This window comes from Acidimicrobiales bacterium (assembly GCA_041394265.1).
In the GTDB taxonomy this organism is placed as follows: Bacteria; Actinomycetota; Acidimicrobiia; order Acidimicrobiales; family SZUA-35; genus JBBQUN01.
Genome location: JAWKIO010000005.1, coordinates 1,850,689 through 1,862,852 on the forward strand (window position 1 = coordinate 1,850,689; position 12,164 = coordinate 1,862,852).

Below are 12,164 nucleotides of genomic sequence, written 5' to 3' on the forward strand. Positions count from 1 at the left end.
GACTCCTCGGGAACAGCTCCCGCCAAAGGACGAACGAATGCAGCCTCAAACGAATCGAACCGAGAAACACGACGGTGAAGATGGCTTCACCCTCATCGAGGTGATGGTGGTCGTCCTGATCATCGGCATCCTCCTCGCCATCGGCGTGCCCACCTTCCTCGGTGCGCGGACCCGGGCCCAGGATCGGGCCGCCCAGACGTCGCTGCGTATCGCCCAGAGCTCCTCCATGGTGATCTTCACCGACAACGCCGACCTCACGCAGGCCACGACCACGAACCTGTCGGCCAGCGAGCCGGGCATCACCTGGGTCGATGCCGTGACCGCTTCTGCCGCCCCGACCACCGTGAGTGTGCTCCCCGACGCGGCCACCGACTGGTACGGCGCTGCGATGTCGGCCTCCGGCACCTGCTTCACGATCCACGTGGATGCCGCCGGTGCGGTCGAGTACGGCCAGACCACCAACGCCTGTACCGGCACCCAGGCCAAGTCGCCGACCTCGGCCGGCTGGTAGACCTCAGCTGGTCCGATCGAGGATCACCGTGGCCGCGTTGCGGCCCGACGCGCCCCACACACCCGCTCCCGGGAACGTGGCGGCGCCGGTGACGAACAACCCATCGATCGGCGTCAGATAGCGGGTGAGTTCACGGTCCCGTCCGAGGATCGCCGCCAGTGGACCGCCGGCGAACGAGGTGGCATGTCCCTTCGGAAGGTGCAGGTCACGCTCGTAGACCGCAGGCGTCATGGCCCGCCAATCGAGAATCGAATCGGTGAACCCGGGTGCGAACAGGGTCGACGTCACGTCGAGCCAGCGCTCGGGTTCACTCGCGTCTTCCCAGCCGCCGGTGAAGGAATACGGGGTGAACAGCACCTCGATGCTGAGCACGTGCTCCCCGGCAGGAGCCAGCGTGGGGTCGTTGATCGACGGCACGTTGACGAACAGCATCGGCCGTTCGAGGATCTGACCTCGCTGCATGAGCTCGAACCCCCGGTGGATCTCTGACAACGGCGGTGCAACGAGCGTCGATGCCGACGACGGGTCGGCAAGGCCGGCGTTGGAGTAGCGGTCGTCGTGGTAGCGCCAGGTCGGCACCGCCGAAATCCGAGCGTCGATCTTCGATTCGTAGCCTTCCTGCGGCGTGCGGTTCCGCCACTTGTCGACGAAGTCCTTCGCCGACGATGGAGGGTTACTGAGGTAGCGCACGATCGCTTCGCGCGGGTCGCTGGCGACGACGACGGTGGGGGCACGGAACGACCGACCGTCGGCGGTTTCGACGCCGACGACGGATGCACCCTCGCACAGGATGGTCGCCACCGGTGCACCGGTGACGATGCTGCCGCCGAATGACTTGAGCGACGCAGCGATGGCGTCGGTGAGCGCCCCACTGCCGCCGATCGGCCGACCGGTGTGCAGCACGTGTTTGAAGGCCCACGCGAGCGCTCCCAGGCCGGTGCCGGGGGTCTCGGGGGACAGACCCCACACCGCCGGGCCGGCGGCCATGGCCGGGCCCAGCAGACCGTCGGACGTGAAGTAGCTTCGCAAGACGTCGCCGACCGAACGGCGCGACCACTGGGCCAGCGTGATGGCGGCCCGGGAGTTCCGGCCGATGGCCCGACGCAGCAATCCGGCAGCCGATGGTGGAGCGGACGCCATCTCGGTCAGCAGCTGCGCAGCCGGCACGGCCACCTGGGCGTAGCGCCGATAGTTGTCGACCTCGTGAGGGTGGCTCACTGCGAGGACCTCGAGCGTCTGCTCGACCTCGTGGAAGATGGCGATGGGTCCCGGCGCGTCCCACCCGAGTCCGAGCATCGACGGCGTCAGGTCGAGGTAGGTGAGCCCGCGGCGATCGAGTTGCAGTTCCTCGACCAACGGCACCGACCGCACCATCGCGTGGTCACAGTTGCACAGGTTGACCTTGGCCCCGACGGCGTGGTCGGTGCCGGCGCACCCACCAACGGTGTCGCGGGCCTCGACCACGAGCACCCGGCGGCCGGCTCGGGCCAGATAGGCACCACAGACGAGACCGTTGTGGCCGCCACCGACGATGATCGCATCGAAGTCATCGGGACGATCGACGGCGACTTCGGTCACGGCAGGACCTCCGCCGCCGTGGTCTGCGAGGCGCTGAGCTGCGTTAGCGTGACTGGATGACACGGCCCGAACCGACGTCTGGGGGCACCCGGCGACTCTCCGAACTGCGTGCGTCCGACCTCGCCGACCACATCGGCGAGGAATCGATCCTGGTGCTGCCGGTCGGCGCGGTCGAGCAGCACGGACCGCACCTTCCGTTCAACACCGATCTGGTGATCGCCTCGGCGTGTGCCGAGGAGGTGGTGGCACGTGCCGGCGATGAGCTGGATCTGTGGCTGCTCGAACCGCTGGCCTACACGAAGTCGAACGAACACTCGGGCACACCGGGCACCGTGTGGCTCGGACCGCAGACGCTGCTCGCCGTGCTCGACGACATTGGTCGCTCGATCGCCACGACGCCCGCCCGCAAGCTGGCCTTCCTGAACGGCCATGGCGGCAACTCGTCGCTCCTCAATGTGGCGTGCCGCGAACTGCGCCTGCACCACGGTTTGGAGACCTTCCTGCTGCACCCTGCCGTTCCGCCCGACCAGGGCGGCCCGTCCGCCGAGGAGGAGCTCGGCATGGGGATCCACGGCGGGATCGACGAGACGTCGCTGATGCTGCATCTGCGACCCGAGCTGGTGCGCATGGACCTCGCAACACGCAACATTCCCGAGCATCTCGCCGACAACGCGCACGTCCGCTTCGGTGGGGGCGTGTCGTTCGGGTGGCTGGCGTCGGACTTCGGCCCGGACGGTCACATCGGCGACCCGACACTGGCGACGGCCGAGCGAGGTGCCATCGCCTGGTCCGCGACGATCGAGCGGCTGGTCGATGCGTTCACCGAGGTGAAGCACTTCCGCTATCGCTCCTGAGCGCACGCCACCACGGCACCGTCCCGCACGACGACACGATCGTGCGGTGCCGAGGCGATCGCCTCTCGGAGCGACGCGGCACGAACGGCGAGAAGGTCGTCAGTCGGACCGAGCCCCATGGCCCGGCGGGCGTTGGTCGACACCGCCCCGTAGGCCGCTTCGGGGGTGAGGTGTGCCGTCATCACCATGAGCGCTGCCGTCTCGAACGCGTCGGCTCGGCCGACCAGACAGAACGGGTCTTGCAGGTTGTCGGCACCGGCGGCCACGTCGACGCCGGCAGCGGTCAGCGCCGCGACCGCTGTCAGGCCTCGAGGCGGCGCGGTGACCACACCACGAGCCTGAAGAAAGAGGTTGGTCTGGGGCAGGGCAACGACGGCAACTCCTGCTGCCGCCACCTTCTCGGCCACACGACGCTGGACCTCGGCGGGTTGGATGCCGAGGCTTACGCAGTGGCTGGCCACGACACCGTGGCCGAAGCCTTCGGCGAGCACCCGCTCGGCCAGGGTCTCGAGGTCGAGCGAGCCAGGCTCGAGATTCTCGTCGGTGTGGAGGTCGAGCGGGAGGGCGCGAGTGTCGGCCTGCTCCATGAGCCACTCGAGCGCTGTCCGTGGGTCGGGTTCGAGGTGGGGCACGCCGCCGACGACGTCGAGACCCAGATCGATCGCATCGATCAACGCCGCACGGTTGCCGGGCCCGAGCCGACGATCGGTGATCGAACTGACAAGGCCGACCAGTTGGAGGTCGACTCGGCCGGCCATCGCCGCCTTCACGTCGAGCAACGCTTCGACGCCGGTGGTGCCGATGTCGGATCCGATGTCGAGGTGGGTGCGCACCGCCGTGGTGCCGTTGGCCAAGCCCATCTCGAGCGCACGTGTGGCTCGCTCGACGAAGTCGGCCTTGGCAATGGTGGACCGGTGCTGGATCCACGCGTTGATGGCACCGAGCAGATCGCCGGCGGGATTCAGGACTCGATCGGCGGTGAGGGCCTTGTCGAGATGGGCATGTGGTTCGGCCGGTGCCGACAGCACGAGGTAGCCGGCTGCCTCCAACGACGACCGGTCAGCGCGATCACCGATCCTCATCCGAGGTGCGGGAGGACCTGCTCGGCGAACCGCGTCATCTGCTCGGCGGTCTTGGCGTAGGGATCGCCGACCATGTTCGGAAAGATCACCAGGTCTTCGAGACCGCCGAGGGCCTCCGAATAGGTCTGGATGCCCTCGATGACGTCGTCGGCCGTTCCCACGATCCACGTCTTGTTGTCGATCGATTCCTCGAGCGTGGGAATCAGGCCAGGCTCGGCGGGTCGTCCGTTCTCACCCATGTAGCCCCGACTCCAGCCGTAGGGGCCGAGAAACTTCCAGAACTCGTCGTGCCCGTCGCGGACCGATTCCTTGGCCGACTCGTAGGAGTCCTCGATGCACACGTTGAGGACGAGCAACCGCTTCTCCCCCGGCGCAAGGTCTCGGCCGTGGGCCTCGGCGTAGGTGGCGGCGTACTTCTCCCACCACTGACGAGTGAATTCATGGTGCTTCAGCCAGAACACCCCGCCCCAGCCGTTGCGTGGCACGGCGTCGAGCGACGGCGGCGAGGTGATGGCCTGCCAGGTCTCGAACGGATAGAGGGGGCGAGGGACCAGGGTGAGCTTCTCGACGTAGCCACCACGGTCGGGGATCCCGGCCGGCGGGAACTCGAAGATCTCACCCTTGAACGAGAACTCTTCCTCGGTCATGGCCAACATCATCACCTGCATGGCCTCGTCGAACTGTTTGCGATTCAACGCGTCGGCGGCGGCCGAGTCGGGGTTGTCGAAACTGCCGATGTCGGTGCCCAGGGTGCGGGCTTCACGAGGCACGGTGCCTCGGCCGACGCCGAAGATGCCGCGTCCACCCGAGATGTTGTGGAGGATCGAGAAGTCCTCGGCCAGCTTCAGTGGGTGCCACTGGCCGACCACGTTGAACATGGCACCGATCCGCAACCGCTCGGTGCGTTCGGCCAGGATCGAGCTGAACAGCATGCCGTTCGGCACGACCTCGTAGCCCTCGTACTGGAAGTGGTGCTCGGTCAGCCAGTAGCTGTCGAACCCCAGCGTGTCGGCGAGCACACCCATCTCGAGCAGCTGCTCGGTGGCCCGCCACATCTGCTCGTTCGTGTAGCGACGGTCGGTTGGTGCGGGTGGGCCGGCACCGGCGTCATCCATCTCGACACCACCGAACATGAACACTCCGACACGCATACGTCGAAAGGTAGCGGTGTCGTTCCTGGGTGGAAGGGTCGAAACACCCTGTTCTCGAAATTCCCCTCGTCAGGGTGGTCTGGCGGTCGTTGCTCGAGCTGGGGCTCGATGTCACTCGCAGGTCCTGGTCAGCGTGGCGGAATTCCGAAAGTTCGAGCCGGAACTTGCTTCTGTGGCTCAAGATGGGTGGACAACGGTCGAAAGTACCTTAGAGTTCTTGGCTCTAGCGCTCGTAGCTCAATTGGATAGAGCATCTGACTACGGATCAGAAGGTTTGGGGTTCGAGTCCCTACGAGCGCGCGAGATACGAAACCGCTGCTGAGCAGCGGTTTCGTGCGTTTTCGGCCCGCTGCTGCGCACCCGCACCGTCGGCTCTGGAACCCACACCCGGCGAATTCTCGGCTGCTGAGCCCAGTTCCGGGCTCTGGGGCCGAGAGATGGGTGGGGGTGGGCTCGGGAGCCGAGAGTTGGCGTCGTCGGGAGGGTCGGCGGCGGGTGGCGGCTCGTCAGTTCGAGCCGAAGAAGCGAACGTCGTGCATGATCGTCATCGGATCCTGCCCGGCCAGCGAGCGTTGCAGCGGGTCGTCGGAATCGAAGCTCGAGCCTTCGGGGAACTCCGGGTAGCCGAGCACGACCACCGTGACGAGATCGTCGTGGGGGTAGACCCACACCACCCGGCGGAGCCAGGTACCGGGGTCGGAGCTGCCGTGGCGATACTGCTGGATCGACGCCGACGCACCGGTCGTGACGACGCCATCCGGTGTTGCCCGATAGAGGGGCACGGCGATGGCGGTTGGGCCCTCGGTGACGACGAGCTCGGCCGGATCCGCCATGGTCCGCCACGCCGGGTCGTCGAGATCGAAGGTGGCGGCCACCAATCCGCCGCGGCCGGTCACGTTGGCCGACGGCAGGCTGGGATCGGCTTCCCACCCGTCAGGCACCGGGAGATCGACACCGCCCGACTCGGTCGATCCGGAACGCTGGGGGAAGACCGGGGTCGACACGACTCCGGCTGCGAAGTCACCCACGACCGGCGGCACCGTGGGCAGCACGGCCGGTTCGGTCGTTGGTGGGGGCTCGACTGGCGCCTCCTCGATCGCCGGGTCCTGGCGCTCAGGGAGCAACGCCTCGTCTCGGGGAATCAGGCGTACCGGCCGGTCCCGAGGGGCTCGCCTGACGGCGACAGCGAACGGAAGGTCGCCGACGAAACGGCGCTCGAGCGCCACGGCGTACACGACCGGGTGCGCGACCGCGTCGCACGGCACACTGCCCCCGGGCCGGAAGAGATCGAGCACGACGGTGCCGTTCTCGTCGATGCCGTAGCCGTCGAATCGCAGGCCACACGCGTCGAAGCTGACACCCGCGACATGCGGAAAGACGAAGATCACCTCGGTATCGAAGTCAACGATGAGCTGCTCGGTCTCGGGTCCCTCACCGAGCACGGTCCACAGACGGTCGTAGTCGTCCTGGTTGTCGATCACGCTCGGCTCTGCATCGAAGCCGGTCGTGGACCCCGCGCCCACCCACCGCCAGCCCGGTCCCGCCAGTGCTTGAGGTCCGGGCGCCACGTAGTCATTGGGGTCGACCCCGTCCACACAGAGCTCGTCGGGGTCGGCGAAACCGGCGAGCGTGGTGAGGCTCGGTTCATCCAGCACCATCAGATCGATCGCCGGCAGGTAACCGTTGCCACCCGGGCTGCCACCACGACTGATCCCGGCCTCGACTGCAGCGTGCAGCAGCTCCAGGCCCCGTTCCTCGCCGATGTCGCCCGGTGGCGGCGGACCGTCCGCCGGGCATCGATGGAAACCCGACGCCGCCAAGATGGCCTCGCTGTCGATCGCCGGCAGTGTCGTCACCGGCAGTGAGCTGAGGGTCGTGGCCGCCGAGGCATCATCCGATCCCTGGACCGGCCCGCCGGCCACGAGGTCCTGCTCGGCAACGGTGCCGCAGGCGCCGAGCGTGACCATGAAGGCAGTGATGACGAGTGAAGATCGCATGCCGCTGAGACGATCGAATGGGCGCATGTGGTTCCCATCGGCAGGAACCGCTCACCGGCGCGCGTCTTGACCGAAACCTGACGCTCCCCAACTGTCGGCTGTGGAGCCCACACTCGGCGAACTCTCGGCTGCTGAGCCCGGTTCCGGGCTCTGGGGCCGAGAGATGGGTTCGGGTGGGCTCTGGAGCCGAGAGATGGCGTGGTCTGCGCCCAATTCGCTCCGGGGAGTAACCGCGTGCGCTCTTCGTCGTCTGGACGCCGTATGGGTTCCGCAACGATGCACGAGCGAACACCCGAGCTCACCGACTTCATCCTCCGACTCGACGCGGCGCTCGACCTCGACCTTGGCAATGCGCTCATCGACGAGTTCGCGACCCCACAAACACTTCGGCCGTCGCGTATCGGCGATGGTGAGCTCGACCCGACAGTAAGAAGCAGCTCGCAGGTCAACGTCTCGCGGTGCGCTCGCGAACGAGGCTCGGCGAGAGCGCGGCGACTGTCCCGCCAGCTGCAGAACTGCATCCACGATTGGATCACTGCCTACGTCGATCACGTCGACGGGGTCGTCCTCGACTCCTACACCGCACCTTCGCTGGTCCGGTATGACGTCGGTGATTTCTTCGGTCTCCATCACGACGCGAACACGCTGACCTTTCGCACCGTCAGCGCCGTGGCACTTCTCCCGTCCGATTTCGACGGAGGCGAGCTCACGTTCTTTGCGCGCCGTTTGCCGGCCGGCCTCACCGCCGGCGATGTGGTGTTGTTTCCTTCGAACTTCTTGTTCTCCCATGCGGTCTCACCGGTCACTCGCGGCGTCCGCTACTCGATCGTCACATGGATGCGCTGATGCCCACCGAGCCGTCCGCGCCCCCCAGCTCCGCCCCGCTGGCCGAGACCTCGTGCCTGGTGCTGTTCTCCGGAGGACTCGACTCGACGGTCGCGCTCACCATGGCAGTGCAGAAGTTCGATCGCGTCATCGCCGTCATGTTCGACTACGGACAGCGGAGCAAGATCGAGCTGGAACGCGCCGAGGAGATCGCCGACTGGTTCGGCGTCGAGCTACGGCGGGTCGAGATCGACCTTGCATCGTGGGGAGGGTCGCTGCTCTTCGACGAGAACGACGAGACGATCATTCGCCGGGGCCCCTACGTGCCCGCAAGGAACTTGATCCTGCTCTCACTGGCGGCAGGTCTGGCCGAGGCCCAGGATCTCGACTGCGTGTGGCTCGGTACCAACGCCTCCGAGCAGGGCTTCGCCGACACCTCGCCGGCGTTCGTTCGTGCCGTGCAACAATCGTTCGACGAGGGACTGCGTCGCTCACATGCCGGCCGCAAGCTTCGCATCGGGACCCCTCTGGTTGCCATCGAGAAGCAGATGGTCGTGAAGGCGGGCATGCACCTGGGTGCCCCTCTCCACCTGAGCTGGTCGTGCTACGGCCCGGGTCCCGAGCCCTGCACGACGTGCCTCGCATGTGAGCAGCGGCGTCAGGCCTTCGAAGCTGCCGGTGTCCCCGACCCGGCGGCTCCGCCGGAAGCGGCTCGATCAGCTCGGCCCCCGCAGTCGACCCAATGGGTGCACCTGATCGGCGTACTGGGAAGTGGATCGACCCTGCTCAGCCTGCTCCTCGGGAGCCACCCGGACATCACCGCTGCCGGTGAGCTGATGGATCTTCGCTCCGATGTCGACGCCGGATTGCTCTGCTCATGTGGACATCAGGTGACGGTCTGCGGATTCTGGTCTCGCGTGCTGCGAACCCAACCGGAGCTGTCGCTGGCAACGATCGAGGCCACGCTCGGCCTCCCGCTTGACGTCGACGCCTACGCCGATCAAGCCATGCAGCTGCTCGATCGAGTCGCGCACGCATCTGGCACGTCCGTGCTCGTCGACTCGAGCAAGCACCACCTCCGATTCGAGGCCCTGCGGACGCGTCGACCGATCAAGGCGCTGCATCTCGTCAGGGATGGCCGCGCCTATTTGGCCTCGGCCCGACGTCGGAAGGGTCCATCGTCGCCGTACTCCGCGGTCGATGCGGCCACGCATTGGCAACAGCACCACCGCCGTGCACTGGAGATCGCCGACGACCTCGGGGACGACTACCTGCGCGTGCGCTACGAGGATTTCTGCGAATCCCCTGCGTCGGAACTCACCCGCATCTGCAACTGGCTGGACCTTCCCGATCTCATCGACCTCGATACCTGGACGGAGGCCGAGTCCCATCACTTGCGCGGGAGCCGAGTTCGTTTCGACCGCGGCACCATTGCGAGGGACGACTCGTGGAGGACCGAGCTCGATGAGCACGATCTTGCCGACTTCGCGAGTGTTGCCGGACACGAGCTCGAGCTCTTCGGCTATGCGATCGACCCGTTCATGTAACCACCGTCACGTGGAAGCGTCTCGATGCTGACCGCACTACCACACGACTGCGAGGAGCCGTCATGAGTCAGCAACTTTCCATCGACGAGATCAGGGCACTTTCGGAGAAGATCGAAGCCTTCGCCGCGAGCCTCGACAATCGAGAGCGCGACGCGTTCGCGGCAGCGCTCTGGAACGGCGAGGAGGGCGCCGAGGTCTCGGGATACGCCGACGTTTCGCCTCTGGGGAAGAACTTCTTGGACCTCAAATTCACCACCGGAGCGTCGAAGAACGCCTTCCCCATCGTGAAGAATCCCATCGAGCCTCCGGTGCTCCGCAAAGCCGCTCCCTCTCCCTGGGAGTAGGTCGCCGTGCTCGTCGAGGCGTCAGCGGAGCAGCGCGAGCACTACCGTCGCGAGGGCTGGCTGCACGTGCCGGGACTCGTCACCCGACGTCAATGCGACGAGTTGATCGAGCTCGTCCTGCCACACATTCCTGATCCGACCCGGCCGAACACCTACATCATCGATTCCGAGCTCTGGTACGCCGAGCCGCGGATTCGTGAACTGTGGCATCGCTCGGTCGTCGAGCACTTCGTACGAACGTTGCTCGGCGACCCGGCGGTCGACGTACGGCTGACGGCCGGGGGAATCCATGCGCTCGGTCCCGGCACCGACGAGCGGACCTACTGGCATCAGGAAGCAGCCGTGAGCGCCGACCCGTGGGGGCCGTACATGTGCGCTGCGTGGGTGGCGCTGACCGATGTGCCAGCCCGGCGTGCACCCCTGATCGTGGTGCCCCGAAGCCATATCGATCCGACACCGACCTTCGGTGCGGGCCTGCGCTACGGCTTCGATCGTTTCGACCAGGTTCGCACCGTCGAAGACGACGAGAACGCCTTCCCCGAGTGCATCCCGATCGAAGCAGGTGCCGGCGACGCGGTGTTCTTCGATCAGTGGACCATTCACGCCAGTCGTCCGAACACCGACACCCTTCCGAGAATCGCGTTGACGGGTCGCTATCGCGTGGCGAACAGCGTCCCTCGGGTCGGTGCATGACTCCCCCACCACCTGAGGACGCCGACGACGAAGGCTCGAACATTCTCGACATCATTCATGGGCACTGGCAGGCGGCAGGCCTTGCTGCGGGCGTCACCCACGGTGTCTTCGACGCGCTGGCCGGCGGTCCGTTGACGTCGGCTGACGTCGCACGGAGCTGTCGTCTTCCGGTTTCCAACGCAACGCTGCTCCTCGAGGGCTTGGTCGGCATGGGTGTGCTCGAGACCTCTGGGGTGGGCGCAACCAGTCGCTACCGAAACACGAGCGCCGCCAACCGGTATCTGGTCCCAGGCACGCCCGAATATCTCGGCGATCTTGCGCTGACCCTCACCGATACCGGAGGCAGTTGGCGCCTCTGGGACGGGTTCGCGGCATCGGTCGCCATGTCGGCGACGGAACGAGACACCGTCGGGCCACCGCCGGACTTCGACAATGACGCCTACAAGCTCGGTATCGCCAACGCGATCATCCCGCTCACCCGAAGAGCCGCCGGCCTGACCGTCGAGCGATTGATCGCCGACGGCGTGCCCGTACATCGGATACTCGATGTCGGCGGCGGTTCGGGGGTGTTCGCCGAGACGCTTCTCCATGCGTACCCGAACGCGACCGCGCTACAGGTCGACTACCCGAGGATCAACCGCCAGGCACGAGAGCGTCTCGACCGGACACCGGTGTCGGGCCGGTTCGAGACCCTCGATGGACAGTTTCCCGACGTGCCGTTGGACGACCGCTTTGATCTCGTCCTCTACTCCGGCTATTCCCACCAGCTCGGAGAGGCGCAGAACCGCATGCAACTCCAAGCCTGCGCTCGCTTGCTTGCCGATGGCGGACACCTGGTGTTCCACGACTACGTTTCGACCGACGATGGCACCAAGGATCCAAGTCGAATCACGAGTCTGAACTGGCTACTCGTCGGCTTTGGCCAAGTGTGGCCACTGGCCACCGTCGCCGACTGGCTCACCGCCTGTGGACTCGAGGTCAAATGGACACGCCCGACCGGCTTGTGGATGACGCTGGTCGTCGCCGGAAGGACCCACTGCGACGCGCACCGCAGTCAGCGGGAGTAGGTCCGATCCAGCGGCGCTCAGGCGGCGAAGGTCGCCATGCAGCTGTCGTTCTCCCACACGGTGATGCTCGCCACCTTGGAACGCTCGTGGTCGGCAAGCGCCGAGACGGCCAACTCGAAGAGATGCTTTGCGAGGTTCTCGACCGTCGGCCGGAAGGGAACAGGCTGGAAGCGCTCACACGTCTTGAGTTCCGCCAACGACTCCTCGCCGCGACGAACAAGCATCACGTTCTCGACCTCGGGCCGCAGGACGGACCTGACCAGTCGTCGGAGCGACCGGTAGTCGACGACCATGCCCTCGGTGGCACCACAGGTGGCAACACCACCAACGCATTCGATGCGGACACGAAAGTCGTGCTCGTGACTGTCGATCACATGGTGACCACCGTGCACCGTGAATTCGAATGCTGTCGTGAACATCTCCCACTCCCAGACCATCTGCAGCGCTCTCGTCCTGACGACACCGACCGGCTCGGGTTACGTCGCGATTTCGTCGTCCACATCGCCCTCGCTGTA

At 66.3% G+C, this 12,164-nt stretch carries 12 protein-coding genes and 1 tRNA gene; 8 read left to right on the plus strand and 5 right to left on the minus strand.

Annotation, left to right across the window (positions count from 1 at the left end; translation table 11 throughout):
* Window positions 1-37: 37 nt before the first annotated feature.
* Entirely contained in the window at window positions 38-511 is a 474-nt protein-coding gene (locus R2733_09045) for a type II secretion system protein (GenBank protein ID MEZ5376643.1), read from the plus strand.
* 3 nt (window positions 512-514) lie between these two features.
* Here the strand turns inward: R2733_09045 and R2733_09050 are convergent, their stop codons facing one another.
* Window positions 515-2,089, minus strand: a complete 1,575-nt coding sequence (locus R2733_09050; protein MEZ5376644.1) for an NAD(P)/FAD-dependent oxidoreductase — start codon at window positions 2,087-2,089, stop codon at window positions 515-517.
* A gap of 56 nt (window positions 2,090-2,145) precedes the next feature.
* On the opposite strand from R2733_09050, the gene R2733_09055 reads away from it, so the two are divergent.
* Window positions 2,146-2,943, plus strand: a complete 798-nt coding sequence (locus R2733_09055; GenBank protein MEZ5376645.1) for a creatininase family protein — start codon at window positions 2,146-2,148, stop codon at window positions 2,941-2,943.
* Here R2733_09055 and R2733_09060 read toward each other — a convergent pair.
* The gene (locus R2733_09060) at window positions 2,931-4,025 is read right to left on the minus strand and encodes an amidohydrolase family protein (GenBank protein ID MEZ5376646.1); all 1,095 of its coding nucleotides are present in this window, start codon (window positions 4,023-4,025) and stop codon (window positions 2,931-2,933) included. The genes R2733_09055 and R2733_09060 overlap by 13 nt on opposite strands.
* On the minus strand, window positions 4,022-5,176 hold the full coding sequence (locus R2733_09065; protein MEZ5376647.1) for an LLM class flavin-dependent oxidoreductase: 1,155 nt from the start codon (window positions 5,174-5,176) through the stop codon (window positions 4,022-4,024). The genes R2733_09060 and R2733_09065 overlap by 4 nt, the downstream gene beginning before the upstream one ends.
* A gap of 226 nt (window positions 5,177-5,402) precedes the next feature.
* Here R2733_09065 and R2733_09070 point away from each other — a divergent pair.
* A tRNA-Arg gene (locus tag R2733_09070) sits at window positions 5,403-5,476 on the plus strand.
* Window positions 5,477-5,682: 206 nt separating this feature from the next.
* On the opposite strand, the gene R2733_09075 is transcribed toward R2733_09070, so the two are convergent.
* Entirely contained in the window at window positions 5,683-7,173 is a 1,491-nt protein-coding gene (locus R2733_09075; GenBank protein MEZ5376648.1) for a hypothetical protein, read from the minus strand.
* A gap of 276 nt (window positions 7,174-7,449) precedes the next feature.
* On the opposite strand from R2733_09075, the gene R2733_09080 reads away from it, so the two are divergent.
* The 5 genes from R2733_09080 (at window position 7,450) to R2733_09100 (ending at window position 11,649) form a co-directional block, all read left to right on the plus strand.
* Window positions 7,450-8,019: a 2OG-Fe(II) oxygenase gene (locus tag R2733_09080; protein ID MEZ5376649.1), complete on the plus strand. Its 570-nt coding sequence runs from the start codon at window positions 7,450-7,452 to the stop codon at window positions 8,017-8,019.
* Window positions 8,019-9,545, plus strand: coding sequence for a 7-cyano-7-deazaguanine synthase (locus R2733_09085; protein ID MEZ5376650.1), 1,527 nt, complete (start codon window positions 8,019-8,021; stop codon window positions 9,543-9,545). The genes R2733_09080 and R2733_09085 overlap by 1 nt, the downstream gene beginning before the upstream one ends.
* Before the next feature lie 62 nt (window positions 9,546-9,607).
* A complete protein-coding gene (locus R2733_09090) occupies window positions 9,608-9,889 on the plus strand; it encodes a hypothetical protein (GenBank protein MEZ5376651.1) in 282 nt (93 codons plus the stop codon).
* Between the two features lie 6 nt (window positions 9,890-9,895).
* Complete coding sequence (locus R2733_09095) at window positions 9,896-10,582, plus strand: phytanoyl-CoA dioxygenase family protein (GenBank protein MEZ5376652.1); 687 nt, start codon at window positions 9,896-9,898, stop codon at window positions 10,580-10,582.
* Complete coding sequence (locus tag R2733_09100; protein MEZ5376653.1) at window positions 10,579-11,649, plus strand: class I SAM-dependent methyltransferase; 1,071 nt, start codon at window positions 10,579-10,581, stop codon at window positions 11,647-11,649. The genes R2733_09095 and R2733_09100 overlap by 4 nt, the downstream gene beginning before the upstream one ends.
* Window positions 11,650-11,666: 17 nt before the next feature.
* Here R2733_09100 and R2733_09105 read toward each other — a convergent pair whose 3' ends face one another.
* A complete protein-coding gene (locus tag R2733_09105; GenBank protein ID MEZ5376654.1) occupies window positions 11,667-12,068 on the minus strand; it encodes a 6-carboxytetrahydropterin synthase in 402 nt (133 codons plus the stop codon).
* Window positions 12,069-12,164 lie beyond the last annotated feature (96 nt).

Excerpts from the sequence above, each read along its gene's own strand:
- R2733_09100 (MEZ5376653.1), top strand. The coding sequence starts at position 10,579 with ATGACTCCCCCACCACCTGAGGACGCCGACGACGAAGGCTCGAACATT.
- R2733_09060 (MEZ5376646.1), bottom strand. The coding sequence starts at position 4,025 with ATGAGGATCGGTGATCGCGCTGACCGGTCGTCGTTGGAGGCAGCCGGC.
- R2733_09105 (MEZ5376654.1), bottom strand. The coding sequence starts at position 12,068 with ATGTTCACGACAGCATTCGAATTCACGGTGCACGGTGGTCACCATGTG.
- R2733_09055 (MEZ5376645.1), top strand. The coding sequence starts at position 2,146 with ATGACACGGCCCGAACCGACGTCTGGGGGCACCCGGCGACTCTCCGAA.
- R2733_09090 (MEZ5376651.1), top strand. The coding sequence starts at position 9,608 with ATGAGTCAGCAACTTTCCATCGACGAGATCAGGGCACTTTCGGAGAAG.
- R2733_09075 (MEZ5376648.1), bottom strand. The coding sequence starts at position 7,173 with ATGCGATCTTCACTCGTCATCACTGCCTTCATGGTCACGCTCGGCGCC.
- R2733_09045 (MEZ5376643.1), top strand. The coding sequence starts at position 38 with ATGCAGCCTCAAACGAATCGAACCGAGAAACACGACGGTGAAGATGGC.
- R2733_09080 (MEZ5376649.1), top strand. The coding sequence starts at position 7,450 with ATGCACGAGCGAACACCCGAGCTCACCGACTTCATCCTCCGACTCGAC.
- R2733_09065 (MEZ5376647.1), bottom strand. The coding sequence starts at position 5,176 with ATGCGTGTCGGAGTGTTCATGTTCGGTGGTGTCGAGATGGATGACGCC.
- R2733_09085 (MEZ5376650.1), top strand. The coding sequence starts at position 8,019 with ATGCCCACCGAGCCGTCCGCGCCCCCCAGCTCCGCCCCGCTGGCCGAG.